This is a genomic window from Citrobacter sp. Cb080, assembly GCF_030334745.1.
Lineage (GTDB): Bacteria > Pseudomonadota > Gammaproteobacteria > Enterobacterales > Enterobacteriaceae > Citrobacter > Citrobacter braakii.
Map to the genome: position 1 here is coordinate 235,983 of NZ_JAOWDG010000077.1, position 16,705 is coordinate 252,687.

At 51.9% G+C, this 16,705-nt stretch carries 21 protein-coding genes; 5 read left to right on the forward strand and 16 right to left on the reverse strand.

Translation table 11 applies throughout. The features are described from left to right. Window positions 1-86: 86 nt before the first annotated feature. From emrR to OGV38_RS16920, 12 genes are all read right to left on the reverse strand, one after another. Complete coding sequence (emrR, locus tag OGV38_RS16865) at window positions 87-617, reverse strand: multidrug efflux transporter EmrAB transcriptional repressor EmrR (RefSeq protein ID WP_003037300.1); 531 nt, start codon at window positions 615-617, stop codon at window positions 87-89. 90 nt (window positions 618-707) lie between these two features. Then, window positions 708-1,043, reverse strand: coding sequence for an L-valine transporter subunit YgaH (gene ygaH, locus OGV38_RS16870; protein WP_016154157.1), 336 nt, complete (start codon window positions 1,041-1,043; stop codon window positions 708-710). After that, entirely contained in the window at window positions 1,033-1,770 is a 738-nt protein-coding gene (locus OGV38_RS16875; protein WP_019077531.1) for an AzlC family ABC transporter permease, read from the reverse strand. The genes ygaH and OGV38_RS16875 overlap by 11 nt, the downstream gene beginning before the upstream one ends. Window positions 1,771-1,892: 122 nt before the next feature. After that, window positions 1,893-3,077 (reverse strand): MFS transporter, encoded by a 1,185-nt coding sequence (locus OGV38_RS16880; RefSeq protein WP_016157303.1) that lies wholly within the window; start codon window positions 3,075-3,077, stop codon window positions 1,893-1,895. 179 nt (window positions 3,078-3,256) lie between these two features. Continuing rightward, on the reverse strand, window positions 3,257-4,252 hold the full coding sequence (gene proX / locus OGV38_RS16885) for a glycine betaine/L-proline ABC transporter substrate-binding protein ProX (protein ID WP_016154154.1): 996 nt from the start codon (window positions 4,250-4,252) through the stop codon (window positions 3,257-3,259). 68 nt (window positions 4,253-4,320) lie between these two features. Further along, window positions 4,321-5,385, reverse strand: coding sequence for a glycine betaine/L-proline ABC transporter permease ProW (gene proW / locus OGV38_RS16890; protein ID WP_016157302.1), 1,065 nt, complete (start codon window positions 5,383-5,385; stop codon window positions 4,321-4,323). After that, window positions 5,378-6,580 carry a glycine betaine/L-proline ABC transporter ATP-binding protein ProV gene (proV, locus tag OGV38_RS16895; protein ID WP_016157301.1) on the reverse strand — a complete coding sequence of 401 codons (1,203 nt, stop codon included), beginning with the start codon at window positions 6,578-6,580 and terminating at the stop codon, window positions 5,378-5,380. Before proV ends, proW begins: the two co-directional genes overlap by 8 nt. A 354-nt stretch (window positions 6,581-6,934) precedes the next feature. Next, window positions 6,935-7,894 (reverse strand): class 1b ribonucleoside-diphosphate reductase subunit beta, encoded by a 960-nt coding sequence (nrdF, locus tag OGV38_RS16900; RefSeq protein ID WP_016157300.1) that lies wholly within the window; start codon window positions 7,892-7,894, stop codon window positions 6,935-6,937. A gap of 10 nt (window positions 7,895-7,904) precedes the next feature. Beyond that, a complete protein-coding gene (nrdE, locus tag OGV38_RS16905; protein ID WP_213239256.1) occupies window positions 7,905-10,049 on the reverse strand; it encodes a class 1b ribonucleoside-diphosphate reductase subunit alpha in 2,145 nt (714 codons plus the stop codon). Beyond that, a complete protein-coding gene (nrdI, locus tag OGV38_RS16910; protein ID WP_016157298.1) occupies window positions 10,022-10,432 on the reverse strand; it encodes a class Ib ribonucleoside-diphosphate reductase assembly flavoprotein NrdI in 411 nt (136 codons plus the stop codon). The genes nrdE and nrdI overlap by 28 nt, the downstream gene beginning before the upstream one ends. After that, the gene (gene nrdH, locus OGV38_RS16915; protein ID WP_016157297.1) at window positions 10,429-10,674 is read right to left on the reverse strand and encodes a glutaredoxin-like protein NrdH; all 246 of its coding nucleotides are present in this window, start codon (window positions 10,672-10,674) and stop codon (window positions 10,429-10,431) included. Before nrdH ends, nrdI begins: the two co-directional genes overlap by 4 nt. Window positions 10,675-10,899: 225 nt before the next feature. Continuing rightward, window positions 10,900-11,331, reverse strand: coding sequence for a carboxymuconolactone decarboxylase family protein (locus tag OGV38_RS16920; RefSeq protein WP_016154147.1), 432 nt, complete (start codon window positions 11,329-11,331; stop codon window positions 10,900-10,902). A gap of 90 nt (window positions 11,332-11,421) precedes the next feature. On the opposite strand from OGV38_RS16920, the gene pdxR reads away from it, so the two are divergent. Further along, a complete protein-coding gene (gene pdxR / locus OGV38_RS16925; protein WP_019077524.1) occupies window positions 11,422-12,756 on the forward strand; it encodes a MocR-like pyridoxine biosynthesis transcription factor PdxR in 1,335 nt (444 codons plus the stop codon). 125 nt (window positions 12,757-12,881) lie between these two features. Beyond that, complete coding sequence (locus OGV38_RS16930) at window positions 12,882-13,232, forward strand: DUF2002 family protein (RefSeq protein ID WP_016154145.1); 351 nt, start codon at window positions 12,882-12,884, stop codon at window positions 13,230-13,232. 36 nt (window positions 13,233-13,268) lie between these two features. Here the strand turns inward: OGV38_RS16930 and alaE are convergent, their stop codons facing one another. Next, on the reverse strand, window positions 13,269-13,718 hold the full coding sequence (alaE, locus tag OGV38_RS16935) for an L-alanine exporter AlaE (protein WP_016157294.1): 450 nt from the start codon (window positions 13,716-13,718) through the stop codon (window positions 13,269-13,271). A 557-nt stretch (window positions 13,719-14,275) separates the two neighbouring features. On the opposite strand from alaE, the gene stpA reads away from it, so the two are divergent. Continuing rightward, window positions 14,276-14,677 (forward strand): DNA-binding protein StpA, encoded by a 402-nt coding sequence (gene stpA / locus OGV38_RS16940; RefSeq protein ID WP_016154142.1) that lies wholly within the window; start codon window positions 14,276-14,278, stop codon window positions 14,675-14,677. 36 nt (window positions 14,678-14,713) lie between these two features. On the opposite strand, the gene OGV38_RS16945 is transcribed toward stpA, so the two are convergent. From OGV38_RS16945 to OGV38_RS16955, 3 genes are all read right to left on the reverse strand, one after another. Next, entirely contained in the window at window positions 14,714-14,893 is a 180-nt protein-coding gene (locus tag OGV38_RS16945) for a GDFGVC terminal motif YodC-like protein (RefSeq protein WP_016154141.1), read from the reverse strand. An 80-nt stretch (window positions 14,894-14,973) separates the two neighbouring features. Next, the gene (locus OGV38_RS16950; protein ID WP_016157293.1) at window positions 14,974-15,501 is read right to left on the reverse strand and encodes a rhodanese family protein; all 528 of its coding nucleotides are present in this window, start codon (window positions 15,499-15,501) and stop codon (window positions 14,974-14,976) included. Window positions 15,502-15,510: 9 nt separating this feature from the next. Beyond that, window positions 15,511-15,810, reverse strand: coding sequence for an ArsR/SmtB family transcription factor (locus OGV38_RS16955; RefSeq protein WP_016154139.1), 300 nt, complete (start codon window positions 15,808-15,810; stop codon window positions 15,511-15,513). 184 nt (window positions 15,811-15,994) lie between these two features. Here OGV38_RS16955 and OGV38_RS16960 point away from each other — a divergent pair, with 184 nt between their 5' ends. Together OGV38_RS16960 and lysM are read left to right on the forward strand one after the other, a co-directional pair. Beyond that, entirely contained in the window at window positions 15,995-16,153 is a 159-nt protein-coding gene (locus tag OGV38_RS16960) for a YqaE/Pmp3 family membrane protein (protein WP_003037242.1), read from the forward strand. Window positions 16,154-16,249: 96 nt separating this feature from the next. Next, entirely contained in the window at window positions 16,250-16,699 is a 450-nt protein-coding gene (gene lysM, locus OGV38_RS16965) for a peptidoglycan-binding protein LysM (protein ID WP_016154138.1), read from the forward strand. Window positions 16,700-16,705 lie beyond the last annotated feature (6 nt).

Genomic DNA, 16,705 nt, shown 5'->3' on the forward strand with positions numbered 1-16,705 from the left:
CCTGTTTATCAGACAGGCCAGCAGTATGCGTGCTGGCCTGTCGGTTTTTTCATTTATAAATCTGGATTTCTGAGCGAGTCGGCGCGTTAGCGCAACGCTTCTAATACCGCGCCATCCTGTTCCATCTGGTCAAGACGGGTCAGAAGTTTACGGGTAATTTGCTCAAGCTGATCTTTTTCGGTGGTGCTGAGAGATGACCAAAGCTGATGCAGGCAGTTATGCTGAGGCGGTAACACCTCTTGCAAAAATGCGTGGCCTTTCTCGGTCAATTGCAGATGCAGACAGCGGCGATCGTTATCGCTTTCGCGACGTTCGATCCAGCCACGTTTTTCTAACTCATCCGCAATACGGGTTGCGTTAGTGCGTGACGAGCCAAGCGCGCAACTCAGTTCAGAAGGCTGAATACTGTGGTTTTCCTGAGACTCCAGCGTAATCAACGCCATAAACAATGTCTCGTTAATCCCTTGAGCTTTCAGCATCTTATTGCGGTTTTCCAGCAGCTTGCCCTGCATGTGCATGCATAGACGAGTCAGAAGCACTTCCTGATAAGGGAACTCTTCGTAGCGGCTGGCGCGAAATTTTAGCATTTGTTCAATGGGCGTAAACGAACTATCCATTTGGGTATAACCTCATTAATTTCAGCCGATATAGTAACGACAGTGACAAATAAAGTAAATGTATTATTTATTTAAAATGATTGTTTTTATCTATAAGACAATCAGCATTTTCCAGGCTAATCCATAGCCCAGAGCACTCAGTAAGGTTGGAATGATGATGCTGCGGGTCTTATAGAAGCTTGCGCCCAGTATGACAAACCCCACCAGCGTAGGCACGAACCGACGAGAGTCGTGCATCACTTCTGGCGCGGTAGACACCACCAACAGGGCGCAAATTGATGCAATGCCAATGGTGTCGAGTAATATGCCCGTCGCGCCGCGCTTCGTCGGGCGAACATTCCCCACTCCAAGACGGAGCGGCAAATAACGAAAACAGTAGTTAACGCAGCCGACCAGCAGGCCAAGCAACAAGACCTCATAGCTCATCGGGACCTCCCTGCCAAAATGACTGGATAAGAGCCGTCAGACATCCGCAGACAATGCCTGCAAGGATGGCGGCAGGAATGGAAAACAGCATGACGCCAGCCAGCGCGCCGGCCAGTGCTGCAGTCACGCAGAGTGCTTGTTGACGCTGGAAAGAGGCGAGCAGGAAGCTCATGAACAGCGCCGGGAGCATGAAGCCCAACGCCGCTTCAACTGCCGGGTAATCCTTGAGTAAACCACTACCGGAAAACGCGCCGATCACCGTGCCAAACACCCAGGAGGCCCAGGAGCATAGCGCAATGCCGATCATCCAGTTTTCACTCCAGCGCCGGTTATCCCGTACCAGCTTCGCCGTGGCGGCGGCAAAGACTTCATCGGTGAGGCCAAAGGCCCACAGCGCGCTTTTGGGTTTACTCAGTCGCTGGGCGATTCGGCTACGCAGGGAAGGTCCGTACAAAACATGGCGTACATCCATGGCCATGACGGTCAGTGCGGCGACCCACAAAGAACTGCCTGCGGCGAGCATTGTGGTGATGACAAACTGGCTGGCTCCCGCATAGATAATGCAGGAGAAAAACACGCTTTCAACCGGAGTAAAGCCAAGGCGAGTGGCATTGAGACCAAATGCAAAAGCGACCGGAATATAGCTGATGACTATTGGCAGGCTGTCTTTGAATCCTTCAGTTAGCGTCGCAGAACTGGGTTCAGACTGGGATATCGGGCTTTCCATAGGGTTATAGGTTTCATTACCGAAATTAATATAACTTGGTTCAATGAGTTATAACCTTAGCAGACTGATGGGCTCCTTAACACCCTGCGGAGCCCAATCAGCGGTAAACATACGCTATATGCTTAATTTACGGCTTCCTGACGGTGATATCCTCGCCACCAGACCAACAGGTTGAGTAGGGCAACGGTCGTACCGGCCAGACAAACGCCAGCCCAACCGGCATGCTGCCAGGCGGAGGCCGAAATCAGCGAACCTGCCGCCCCGCCAATAAAATAGCTGGTCATGTATCCGGCGGTCAGGCGATTACGCGCGTTCGGATGAATGCGATAGATAACCGTCTGGTTGGTGATATGCACACCCTGAACGGTGAGGTCCAGGACCAGGATACCGATAATCAGCATTGGTACGGAACTATGCCCTAACCAGATAGCCCACCAGGAGAGCAGCAGTAATAACAGACCTGTGGTCGTGGTGAGATGTGATTTTCCCTTATCGGCAAAACCACCTGCCGGACGCGCGCCTAACGCCCCTGCGGCCCCTGCCAGGCCAAACAGCCCGATCGTTCCTTCGGAGTAGTTAAACGGCGGCGCGGCGAGCAAAAACGCCATAGAGGTCCAGAGAATACTGAAATTGGCAAAGGTCAGGCAGCCCAGCATCGCGCGGGTACGCAGCAATTTATCATGGATAAACAGGCTGAATACGGAGCCTAACAGTTGCGGATAGTTGAGATGAGTATCTGATTTCATCTTCGGCAGACCGCGCCACAGCGCAATCGCCATCAGCGCCATTAATATCGATGCGACCCAAAATACGGTGCGCCAGCCGCCAAGATTGGCCAGTAATCCCGCCACGGTGCGCGCCAGCAGGATACCCAGCAGCAGGCCGCTCATAATGGTGCCGACAACTTTACCGCGCTTATCCGGCGTGGCAAGCGTCGCCGCCAGCGGAACCAGAATCTGTGCCACTACCGAGAACAACCCGGTCAGGGCGGTGCCGAGGATCAGCATGCCCAGCGACTGGCTGCTGGCGGTAATAAGCATGCCGCCTGCTGCTAACAGCGTCATGGAGACGATCAGCATCCGACGTTCAAACATATCGCCAAGCGGTACTAAAAACAGCAGGCCGGCGGCATAGCCTAGCTGGGCCGCGGTGACGATAAAGCCAGCGGTGCTGGCCGATAGCGAAAAGTTACGTGCGATGGTGTCGAGCAGCGGCTGCGCGTAATAGTTACTGGCGACGGCGAGGCCGGTGGCGATAGACATTAACAGGATCAGCGAAGGGCTAAGTCCCTGAGTGGTTTTCGTCATGGTTTTCAACTGAAAAATGGGTTGCAGAAAACAATCATAACGTAAGTGATTAAATGTTGCTGATTTGTTGGGTGATGGATTGTGCGGTTGGGAGGAGGGCGTGTAGGCCGGATAAGGCGCATCGCGCCACCATCAGGCATTGGTGTGATGGCGCTACGCTTATCAGACCTACGAGGGGGTTATTTCTGCGCAGCCAGCGCTTCTTTCACCCAGCCATCAAACTGTTGCTGGTGGGCTTTGATCCAGCCGTCAACGTGACCCTGTACGTCGGCTTCAGATGCTTTCCCGTCGTGCATCATCGCGTTCTGCGCGTTGATGTCCGCCAGCGGCAGCTTCATGACGGCAAACAGTTTCGCCGCAGCCGGGTTTTTCTCCGCCCAGGCTTTGTTGGCGACGATATGCATAGTGTTCACCGGGAAGCCGTAGTTGGCGCCGTTTGGCAGCTTGGTATCAATGTCTTTCTGCTCGCCTGGCAGGGAAGAGAACGGTACCTGCAGCCAGACCACATCTTTACCCGGTTTCATTACGTCGCTCACCCAGTACGGTGTCCAGGTGTAGTAAAGAATGGGTTTGCCTTCTTTAAAGCGGGTAATAGTGTCAGCCATCATCGCCGCATAGTTACCGTGGCTGACCTCGACGGTTTTTTCCAGATCGAAGGCTTTGTTCTGGTGGTTGATCACCGCTTCGCAGCCCCAGCCCGGCGAGCAGCCCATCATGTCTGCTTTTCCGTCGCCGTTGGTGTCAAAGATTTTGGCGATCTTCGGATCTTTTAACTGGGCAATGTTGGTGATTTTATACTGCTCAGCGGTTTTTTTATCGATCAGATAACCTTGCGCGGCACCCGTAACGAATACTCCCTCGCGATAGAACTTTTTGTCTCCGCCCGCTGCGGCATACATATCATCATGCAGCGGCTGCCAGTTCACAGCGGTAAAAGTTGCATCGCCAGAGGCAATGGAGGTATAGCCGACGTTGTAGTCAACTTCGCTTGTTTTGTTAACGGTATAACCCAGTTTCTCCAGCGCACGGGCGACCAGTTGCGTCTGGAAGGATTCTTCAGAGATAGTGCTCTGGATTGGCTGTACAGTGATGCCTTTGCCTGGCAGATCGGCAGCGAAAGTGCTGGTGGAGACAAGGGTGGCAAACGCTGTGGCAATAATGACGTTCTGTCGCATCGTTGTTCCTTAATTATTGGAGGGACGTATAGGCCCGGTAAGCAATACGCCACCGGGCAACGGGTGAATTACTTCGTGAATGGGCGAGTGATAAGCCCAACGGGACCGGTGGTGTACCAGCGACGGTTGCCACGGCTACGGGCGTCGCGACCGACAGCCTGCGTCAGGCGGTCGAGAATGATGGCGAGGATCACGATCCCAACTCCGCCGACGGTGGCAAGCCCCATATCCAGACGACCGATTCCGCGCAGAACCATCTGACCCAGTCCGCCGACGGCGATCATCGACGCGATGACGACCATTGAGAGCGCCAGCATCAGCGTCTGGTTGACCCCGGCCATAATGGTAGGCATCGCCAGCGGGAGCTGGACTTTAAACAGCATCTGACGCGGGCTGGCGCCAAATGAGCGCGAGGCTTCAATCAAGTCGGCTGGCACCTGGTTAATCCCCAGAATGGTCAGACGCACGATTGGCGGCAGGGCGAAGATAATCGTCACCACCACGCCCGGGACGTTACCAATACCAAACAGCATGACGATCGGCACCAGATAGACGAACGCCGGTGTGGTTTGCATGGCGTCCAGCAGCGGACGAACAATTTTTGCCGCCCGTGGACTGCGCGCCAACCAGATCCCCATCGGTAGACCGATCACCACGCAGAACAGCAGCGCGGTTAGTACCAGCGCCAGGGTGATCATGGCCTGCGACCACGCGCCGATGGCCCCGATTGCAATCAATGAAATCAGCGTAGCAACGCCCATTCCAACGCCGGAAATCTGCCAGGCAATCAGAGCGAACAGGATAATCGCCACCGGGGCTGGCATACCCAACAGAAGCTGCTGGAAGCCGTTGAGAATATAATCCACCGGGACTCGAATGCCCTGGAAGACCGGACGGAAATGGGTAACGACCCAGTCGATCCCTTCTGTGACCCAGCTATCCAGCGGGATCAGCGTTTTATGGAACGGATCCATAATATTGAAATGCTCTGGCGCCGGCGCGGGTGCGCTGGTCAGCCAGTCTGCGCCACCGCCGTCAGCTGGCGCGCCTGATGGCGTACTCCAGGCATCGGCGGTTTGTGCGGCACTGTCGGCCGCTGGTGTGGTATCCCACGGATTGGTTTGATCAGCCATTGTTTGCCCCCTCACGATCTAAAGCCTGTAACAGCATGCGTTTTGAAATGATGCCCACATACTGTTGTTCCTCATCAACAACCGGCACCGCGCACGGGGCCTGGCCGACATGAGAAAGCAACTCGCTGAGAGGAGTTTGTGCATCCACGGCTAGCGGCTCATCGATCAATGCCGCTTCAATACCTTGCGCCTGACTTAATGCTGTTTTTAAAGAGTCGATAGAGACAACGCCGACGAATTTATTGCCGCGCTCGATCACGTAACCATATTCGCGATCTTTGTCCTGCAATAATTGCAGCGCTGAACGTGGACCGACCCCGGGCGTTTTACGAATTAAACCTTCAGGGCTACGACGTGAAATATCCTTGGCACTAAAGACCTGGCTAATGTCAACGCCGCGGAAGAAGGTGCGTACATAATCATTGGCCGGATTATTCAGGATTTCATCTGGCGTGCCGACCTGGACCACTTCACCGTTTTGCATAATGGCAATTCTGTCGCCAATACGCATAGCTTCGTCGAGATCGTGGGAAATAAAGACCACGGTACGTTGATGTTTCGCCTGTAGTTTTACCAGTTCATCCTGCATCTCGGTACGAATTAACGGATCGAGGGCAGAAAAGGCCTCATCCATTAATAAGATGTCAGGGTTTATGGCTAATGCACGGGCGAGGCCCACACGCTGGCGCATCCCTCCGGAAAGTTCATCCGGGTATCCGTGAGCATAATTCTCCAGACCAACCTGACGCAGCGCATCTAACGCTTTTTCACGACGTTCATCCGCGCCAACACCGGCTAATTCCATGCCGAATGCCGTATTGTCCAGGACCGTCATGTGCGGCATCAGGGCAAAGGACTGGAAAACCATCGCAATCTTTTTTCTGCGCACCTCGCGAAGCTCTGCATCGGATATCCGGGCGATGTCTACGCCGTCAATCAATACTTGCCCGCGGGTGGGTTCAATCAGGCGATTGAGAAGGCGTACCATTGTGGATTTACCCGAACCGGATAATCCCATGATGACAAATATCTCGCCTTCTTCAATGGCCAGACTGGCGTTCTTAACGCCAAGCGATAGCCCTGTTTTATCCAGAATCTGCTCTTTTGAAAGTCCTTTTTCAATATATTTGAAGGCTCTCTGCGGATGCTCTCCAAATATCTTATAGAGATTTTTAACTTCTAATTTAATTGCCATGCAATAGAATGATTCCTGTTATTTGTTTATATCGATATATTACCTGATGGAAATAGTGACCTTTTTCTACCCTAACATACTGAGAATCTGAGACAACCCTGAATTTGTTTGTGGCACGAATATTGCTGAAGGCCATGTGGCGGGACTTCCCGTGATATAAGGGCTGAGCGCGAATGTGAATGGGGTAATATTTTTTGTAAATGGCAATGAAAAGTCGCCTGAATTGCTGAAATGCAGGCGAATAATGCGGCTGATATTGAGTGTAGATCACACAATTATATTTGCACGACAAAAGTGTGATCCTGTTAAAATATTTCCGCGAAAAATGTACGGTATTTCCCGCGGAAATGAGTGCTAGAAATTCCAGTCGTCGTCTTCGGTTTCGACAGCTTTTCCCATCACGTATGATGAGCCGGAACCTGAGAAGAAATCGTGGTTTTCGTCAGCGTTGGGCGACAGCGCAGCAAGGATTGCCGGGTTAACCTCCGCCATTTCTGGCGGGAATAATGCCTCATACCCCAAATTCATTAATGCCTTATTGGCGTTGTAGCAAAGGAAGGCTTTGACGTCATCCACCCAGCCGGTTTCTGCATACAATTCTTCCGTATAACGCGCTTCGTTATCATACAATTCCATCAGCAGGTCGAGGGCAAAATTCTTTAACTCCTCGCGTGCGGATTCAGAAATGTGCTCCAGACCTTTTTGATATTTATAACCAATGTAATACCCGTGAACGGCTTCATCACGAATGATCAGACGAATGAGATCGGCGGTATTGGTCAGTTTTCCGCGGCTGGAGAAATACATTGGCAACCAGAAGCCGGAATAGAACAGGAAGGATTCCAGAAACACGCTGGCAATTTTTTTCTTCAACGGTTCGTCGCTGGCGTAATGTGTCAAAATGATCTGTGCCTTGCGCTGGAGTGGGGTATTTTCTTCACTCCACGCGTAAGCCGCATCCACGTCTTTGGTCTGGCAAAGAGTGGAGAAAATTGAGCTGTACGAACGGGCGTGCACCGCTTCCATAAAGCTGATATTCGATAGCACCGCCTCTTCATGCGGCGTTAACGAATCGGCCATCAATGCTGGCGCACCGGCTATGTTCTGAATAGTGTCGAGCAGCGTCAGCCCGGTAAAAACGCGGATAGTTAGCTGCTGTTCGGCGGCGTTCAACGTTTGCCAGGCCGGGATATCGTTGGAGAGCGGGACCTTTTCCGGTAGCCAGAAGTTACTGGTCAGGCGATTCCAAACCTCGAGATCTTTATCATCCTCAATCTTGTTCCAGTTGATGGCACTTACGCGCGATAATGTCATGTTGTCCTCCTTACAGCGCGCATGACACGCAACCTTCGATTTCGGTTCCTTCCAGCGCCAACTGGCGTAGTCGGATGTAGTACAGCGATTTGATGCCCTTACGCCAGGCGTAAATCTGCGCTTTGTTGATATCGCGAGTAGTGGCGGTATCGGGGAAAAAGAGCGTCAGTGAAAGCCCCTGATCGACATGCCGCGTTGCTTCAGCGTAGGTATCAATGATTTTTTGTGGACCAATCTCGTAGGCATCCTGATACAAGGCCAGATTCTCATTGGTCATAAACGGGGCAGGGTAGTAAACGCGCCCGGTTTTGCCCTCTTTGCGAATCTCCACTTTTGACACGATCGGGTGAATGCTTGATGTCGCATGGTTGATGTAGGAGATAGAACCCGTTGGCGGAACCGCTTGTAAATTCTGGTTATAAATGCCGTAGCGCATGACATCTTCACGCAGCTGCGACCACATTTCGCGCGTTGGCAGCGTAATGCCGCTGGTGGCAAACAGTGTGCGAACCTTGGCGGTTTTTGGCTGCCAGTCGCCCTGCAGATACTGGTTAAAATACTCACCGCTGGCGTAGCGGGACTGCCTGAATCCGGCAAAGGTTTTGCCGCGTTCCCGGGCGAGCTTCATCGACGTATTCAGCGCATGCCAGGTGATGGTGTAGAAATAGAGATTGGTGAAATCCAGCCCTTCAGGTGAGCCGTAGGCGATACCTTCCCGTGCCAGATACCCGTGCAGGTTCATCTGCCCAAGACCGATAGCGTGCGATGCGCTGTTCCCGGCCTCAATTGAGGGTACGCTGCGGATATGGCTCATGTCCGAAACGGCCGTTAAACCGCGAACCGCCGTTTCCACAGTGCGCCCAAAGTCTGGCGAATCCATGGTATGAGCGATATTCAACGAGCCGAGGTTGCAGGAGATATCGTGCCCTGTTTGTGCGTAATTGAGGTTTTCATCGTAGGTGGAAGCGCTGTTAACCTGCAAAATCTCCGAGCACAGGTTGCTCATATTGATACGACCGGCAATCGGATTGGCGCGATTCACCGTGTCTTCAAACATGATGTAAGGGTAGCCGGACTCGAACTGGATCTCGGCCAGCCGCTGGAAGAAATCGCGGGCGTTAATGTATTTTTTGCGCACTCGTTTGTCGGCAACCAGTTCGTCATACCGTTCAGTTACGGCGATATCACCGAATGGTTTGCCGTAAATTCGTTCCACGTCATACGGTGAAAACAGCGCCATTTGGGCATTTTCTTTGGCTAACTGGAAGGTGACATCCGGGATCACCACACCAAGCGAGAGCGTTTTGATACGGATTTTCTCGTCGGCGTTTTCACGTTTGGTATCGAGAAAACGCAAAATATCCGGATGATGCGCGTGCAGATACACCGCGCCTGCACCCTGACGCGCCCCTAATTGATTCGCATAAGAAAACGCATCCTCCAGCATTTTCATTACCGGGATCACCCCTGAGGACTGGTTCTCAATGCGCTTAATGGGCGCACCCGCCTCACGCAGGTTAGAGAGCAAAAATGCCACACCGCCGCCGCGTTTGGAGAGTTGCAGCGCCGAGTTGACCGCCCGTCCAATTGACTCCATGTTGTCTTCAATGCGTAACAGGAAGCAGGAAACCAGCTCGCCGCGTTGCTGTTTACCGCAGTTTAAAAAGGTTGGCGTGGCGGGTTGAAAACGCCCGGAGAGCATTTCATCGGTCAGTTGCAGAGCGAGCGCTTCATCGCCCTGCGCCAGCGTGAGCGCCACCATCGTTACGCGATCCTCAAAGTCTTCGAGATAGCGCTTCCCGTCGAACGTTTTCAGCGTATAGCTGGTGTAGAACTTCCATGCGCCGAGGAACGTCTGGAAACGGAATCCGCTGGCGTGGGCGTGGGCGAATAGCTTCAGCACAAACGCGCGATCGTAGCGGGCTAACACGCTGGCATCGTAATAGCCTTCATCCACCAACGTGTCCAGACGCGCCTGCTGGCTGGCAAACGCCACCGAGTTGGGGCGGACGTGGGCGGTAAAGAATGCCTCCACCGCCTGATGGTCTTTGTCGAACTGAATGCGCCCGGCCTTATCGTACAGATTCAGCATGGCGTTCAGGGCGTGATAATCCAGCGTCTGCTGTATTACACGTTCTGCGGTTGTCGTTGCCAAAATTCGCTCACTCCTTTTTGCACGTTGTCGATATCGCTTTGGGTGCCCATCAGCTCAAAGCGATAGAGCCACGGCACGCCGCATTTTTGTGAGATGACATCACCCGCGCGACCGTAGGCGTCCCCGAAATTGCGATTGCCGGAGGCGATCACTCCACGGATTAACGCCCGGTTGTGCGTATCGTTTAAAAAGCGGATCACCTGTCTCGGGACCGCGCCAGCTGTACCGCCGCCACCGTAGGAGGGCACGATTAAAATGTAAGGTTCGTCTACCCGGATCCGCTCGCGTTCGTTAAGCGGAATGCGGATGGCAGGCAGCCCCAGACGCTGCATGAAGCGGTGCGTATTTTCGGAACTGCTGGAAAAGTAGACGAGCTGACTCATGCGCTGGCCACTTGAGGAGCCGGGCGCAGACGGTTGATCATGTCCGGGCGAAATCCTGACCAACTGGTTTCCCCTGCGACCACGACCGGTAACTGACGAAAGCCTTGATCGCGCAGGCGATCCGCCATATCGGGGTGTAAATCGACGTTTACCATCTCAAAGTCAAACCCGCGGCTTTCCATCGCCCGCTTAGTGGCGTGGCACTGAACACAGTTGTTACGAGTGTAAATAACAATGCGCATGATTTGTATTTCCATCTAAAAGTAAAAGAATGACGCGATAGAGGGCGTCAGGTTGTGTGTGTCTTGATAGAGGAGATACTAGATGTAGTTTTAAAAAGATTCAACCATACAAGATATGGTAATTTTAGATTGATGATGGCCTGGGTGATGAGCGTGACGGAGGAAGTGATAGAAACTATGGCAGGTTGCCGGATGGCGTTTATGTCGCCATCCGGCAGCGCAGAATCACATGCGCATCCCTACCGCCAGACGGTTAAAGCAGTTCATCAGGCTAATAGCAAACGTCAGATCGCTAATCTCTTTCGCGCTAAAATGGTCGAGCAGCGGCAGATAAACGTCATCTTCGGCATGGGTGCTGGCTATATGGGTGACGGATTCGGCCCACGCCAGCGCTGCACGCTCCTGCTCGCTGAAGTGATGACTCACCCGCCAGCCTGCCAGCGCGTCCAGTTTGGCCTGCGCAACACCGGATTTGCGCAGCGCCTTACTGTGCATTTCCAGGCAAAAGGCGCAGCCGTTGATTTGCGAGACTCGCAGGTAAATCAGTTCCGTCAGCGTAGGTTCCAGCGCGCAGTTTTCCAGCGCTTTGCTGGCCTGAACCAAAGCGTTATAGATTTCAGGACTGAGTTCATAATAGGGCTGGCGTAACATTGTCATGGTATTTCTCCTCGTTTGGATGACCCGCAATGTAGCACTATAATGGACTGCTACAGAGAGCCATATTGTTGCCAAAAAAGCAGACCATAAATGCCACGCTATCAGCAAATCGCCCGTCAGTTAAAAAACGCCATTGAGAAAGGTGAACTAAAACCAGGCACAAGATTGCCCTCCAGTCGGACCTGGGCCCAGGAGCTGGGGGTATCACGTTCGACGGTGGAAAATGCCTATGCAGATCTGGTGGCGCAGGGCTGGCTCGCGCGACGCGGGCAGGCAGGAACATTTGTCAGTGAGCAACTGCGACCGGAAAACGCACCTGTGTCTCCCGCTATCTTCGCCGGAGAAAATCCCAGGCCGCAGCCTTTTCAGATGGGATTACCCGCACTCGATCTCTTCCCGCGGGACGTCTGGGCGCGGGTGATGGGGCGGCGTTTACGCACCCAAACGCGTTTTGACCTGGCCGTGGGCGATGTTTGCGGCGAACGGGTTTTACGTCAGGCGATTGTCGATTACCTGCGCGTCTCACGCAGTATTGAGTGCCAGCCGGAGCAGATTTTTATTACTTCAGGTTACGCGGCATCAATGACGTTAATCCTGCGCGCTCTGTCTCAACCCGGTGAGGGGATGTGGGTCGAAGATCCTGGCTTTCCGTTGATTCACCCCGTGGTGGCTCAGGAGCGCATTGAGCTGATGCCGGTGTCGGTTGATGCCGATGGTCTGGATGTCTGTGCTGGGATCCGTGACTACCCGCAGGCGCGTTTTGTGCTGCTCACACCCGCACACCAAAGTCCGCTGGGCGTCGCCCTGTCATTAGACCGTCGCCACCAACTGCTTGAATGGGCGACTCGGGCGCAGGCGTGGATCATTGAAGATGATTACGACAGTGAATTTCGCTACCACGGTAAACCGTTGCCGCCGCTAAAAAGTCTGGATGCGCCCCAGCGGGTGATTTATGCCGGAACGTTCAGCAAATCGATGTTTCCGGCTTTGCGCACGGCATGGCTGGTGGTACCCCTGACTCAGGTCGAACATTTTCGTCAGCAGGCGGCGCTAACGGCCTGTAGCGTTCCGGTTTTATGGCAGCAAACGCTGGCGGATTTTATGCAAGATGGCCACTTCTGGCGGCACTTAAAACGTATGCGCCAGAATTATGCCCTGCGACGTCAATGGATGGAAAACGCGCTGAGCGAACAAGGATTTAACGTCATTCCTCAGGAAGGAGGGATTCAGCTGGTGATAACTGTCGACGGAGATGATGTTGCGCTAGTGCGCAAAGCGAATCAGGCCGGGCTGGCGGTTCAGGCGTTAAGCCGCTGGCGAATAACTTCAGCAGGAAAGGGGGGAATATTGTTGTCGTTTACCAACATCAGCTCGGTGGAAATGGCGCAGCAGGCGGCGTATCAACTGCGGATGTCGCTGACATAATTCTGCGCGGTTCTTAAGATATTCGTCCCACCATCGCCACTCGTTTATGGACTTTTCTGAAAGCGTTGCTAATGCTGAATCAGGTAAGGTAAGCCCGCAGTAAAAAAGATAACGAGGAAAAATATATGTATTTACGACCTGATGAGGTGGCGCGCGTACTTGAAAAAGTGGGCTTTACCGTCGATGTAGTGACGCAAAAAACGTACGGCTATCGTCGTGGCGAAAATTATGTGTACGTTAACCGTGAAGCACGTATGGGACGTACCGCATTAGTTATCCATCCCACGCTAAAAGAGCGCAGCTCTTCGCTGGCGGAACCTGCGACGGATATTAAAACCTGCGATCACTACCAGCAATTCCCGCTATATTTAGCCGGAGAGACTCACGAACATTATGGTATTCCGCACGGCTTCAGTTCGCGAATTGCGCTTGAGCGTTATCTGAGTGGGTTGTTTGGCGACGTTAGTTCAAACTAATAATGCGACTGGCAGGGCCAGTCGCGAAGAGATCTGTCAGGCTTTAGCCTGGTGATAGCTGCTGACCTTAAACAGGCGGCGGCAATAATCAAGAAAGTAGCCATAGACCGCGCCCATCAGCATTGATACAACGATGTTCGAACTTACTGCAGCCGTAATCTGGTGCCAGTCGGCGCCAACCGTCAAAAGAATAATCATATACACTGGTGACTGGAAGGTGACATAAGCCAGCACGTCCGCCAGATTTTTCCCCCATCCTGCCTGCGTGGCTTTACGCGCCGCGCGCATAAACAAATCGCGATACATGCCGTATGGCCACGCGATCAGGATGTTGACGGGGATAGCCACCAGTCTGGAGTACAGAGACTGTTCGAAGCTCATTCCTGAAAGGAATATTTCGATCAACATGTTCACGACAGAACAATAAACAACCATCGCGAACGTGTCTGCTACTGCATGACGCAAGCGTGACTGCGGAGAGAACATGTTAATGCTCCTTGTAAAAAGGGAAAAAAAGGTTTTGAATACCTTCTTGCTAGTGATTTGTCTTGCTGCTTTCGCGTTTGAATAGGATATCTGCCTGGATAATAACTAGCAACTAGCTTAAAATTTTTATTTATTACCTTTTTGTCGATAAAATGCTCTGCAATGGTTTGTTTTTTGTTCGTTTTGGTATTTTCGTTGCTGATTTAATTAAAGGCATTTTAGATCAATGGGTTATGGAAACTTGTTTTTCTGAATTTTTTGCGCTCCTTTTCTCAATGTTGACTAATGTGCAATATGTATACGCACCGGCTCCGCGCGATGTTGTGGCCTGTTTCTCGACTGATACCCTGAGACTCCTTGCAGGTATATTTATAGCGACTAGCAGAGGAATAGAATATATCGCATAGGCGATATCAAAATGGATGCAATAAATACACGAATTAGCTTTTTTGATTAGTAATATGCGAATAAATTAGACTGGAAATATAATAAGCAGTTGCATACAATATTTAGGGTAATACCGTTTTTATGTTTTACGTTAAAGAGGTTTTGTTAATATGAGTTCAATGTTAAAAAACTTAAATAATATCCGCTCGCTGCGTGCAATGGCTCGTGAATTTTCCGTTGATGTGCTGGAAGATATGCTTGAAAAATTCAGGGTAGTGACCAAAGAACGCCGCGATGAAGAAGAACAACTACAGCGCCAACGTGCAGAACAGCAGGAAAAAATTAATACTTTGCTGGCGCTGATGCAGGCAGACGGGATCAATCCGGAAGAGCTACTGAGCATGACGCCTGCGACGGCAGGTTCAGTTAAAAAACGTCAGCCGCGCCCGGCGAAATATCGTTTTACCGATCTCAATGGTGAAACAAAAACATGGACCGGACAAGGTCGCACACCGAAGCCAATTGCCCAGGCACTGGCTGCCGGTAAATCTCTTGATGACTTTTTGATCTGATTATTAATGCGGTGAGGGCGACCTCACCGCTTATTTTCAGCAAACGCCAAAATCACCCTCTTCGGTATATCGCGTCACGTCAGCTGCTTTCAGCGTGAATTTTTCGCCGCTTTCATTACTGGCGTGTACCGCCACAATGTGATCGCCATTGACTTCGACAACTTTCAGTTTAGGTCCACCCATGCGTGGTTGAACCAGATCGCCAGGTTTAAACATATTGCTCTCCTTTATTTATCGCAGAACTCACCATAGATCACGTCAATCAGCGGGTACAGTGCAGTTTCAATGATTACCGCTTAATGAGTACGTCGGTTCCAGGGCATGATATCCAGCAATCGCGCCATGCCGCAAAAGCCGGTCACGCCAGCGAGTATTAGCCCGGCGCCCACAAAACCGCTCAGCAGGAAGAAGGCGCTGCTAACGGTGTAGCCCAGAATGACGCCGAGTAAGGCAAGGCTGCCGGCGGCTATCTGCACCTGGCGCATCAGTGGTAACGGTTGTGAACGATCTTTTGCCACCGGAAAACCTGCGGCTTTCCAGCCGTCAATGCCACCTTCCAACAACCAGACCTGCGCAGGCGCGGCAATAGCGTTCAGTTTTGTCGCCGCGTTTTGTGTACGTTTGCCTGACTGGCAGTGAAAAATCACCTGCCCGGCGCGTAAATTCGCAGGCAGCGATCCCTGCTCTAGCGTAGATAATGGTACCAGATGCGCCTCCGGAATATGCTCGTACAGATACTCGTCAGCATCGCGGATATCAATCAGTTTTGCGCCTTGTGCGACCAGCGTCTGCGCCTCGCGCGGGGAAATCGTCCCAATGGTCATGATGGCTCCTTATGGGCAATACAGTGTTTTTAATGTGGCGATCAGTGAATTCACGGCCGCATTTTTGATGGAGTACAGGATGCGCTGGGCATCGCGTTGGCTGTCTATCAGGCCCTCTTCACGCATACGCGCCAGATGCTGCGAAGTGGCGGAAGGACTCAGGCCGGTAACACGGGCTAATTCGCCCGCGCTGGTACCGGGTGAGCCGCAGAGCATGCACAAAATCAGCAACCTTTTCGGGTTACTCATCGCTTTTAGCAGGGCGGCAGCCTGCTCAGCGCTGGCCTGGAGTTGTTCAAGTTCAGTCATATGTATTTAAGTATATTCTAAATTAAGCTTATTCTAAAATAAACGGTCAACGTACGCCAGCGTAAAGAGCGTAAAGGAGGGTAAAACAGCAGGGGAAGGCTGGCAGAGTTAGGTACACTGACTATGCTTAGAGATAAAATCTCTTTTTAAACAATGAGTAACTTTTTGCTTGTATGGAGTGTGTATGGGTTTCTGGAGAATCGTTTTTACTATTATTCTGCCCCCGCTTGGCGTGCTGCTGGGGAAGGGGTTCGGCTGGGCATTTATCCTCAATATTGTTCTGACGCTGCTGGGCTACATCCCGGGTCTGATCCACGCCTTCTGGATACAAACGCGTAACTAATTACTTTTCTACTACGGCGCTCTGGCGCCGTTTTCTTTGCGCTCCTTTCTCCTCTGCTACACTTCCTGGTGTTGATTGTTAACTACCGAGGTGGATATGGGACTCTTTAATTTTGTAAAAGATGCGGGTGAAAAACTGTGGGATGCGGTTACTGGCAACCATGACACTGCCGATCTGGCAAAAAAGGTACAGGAACACCTGAACAAAACGGGCATCCCGGATGCGGATAAAGTGAACGTCCAAATTAACGAAGGTAAAGCCACCGTTTCTGGCGATGGATTAAGTCAGGAAGCGAAAGAAAAAATCTTGATTGCGATTGGTAATATCTCTGGTATTGCCAGCGTCGACGATCAGGTAAAAACTTCTGCGCCGGCGAGTGAAAGCCAGTTTTATACCGTAAAATCAGGAGATACCCTGAGCGCTATTGCCAAACAGGTATACGGTAACGCCAACCTGTATAACCAGATATTTGAAGCGAATAAACCGATGCTGAAAAGCCCGGATAAAATTTATCCAGGGCAGGTTTTGCGTATTCCAGAACAATAAGAAAGT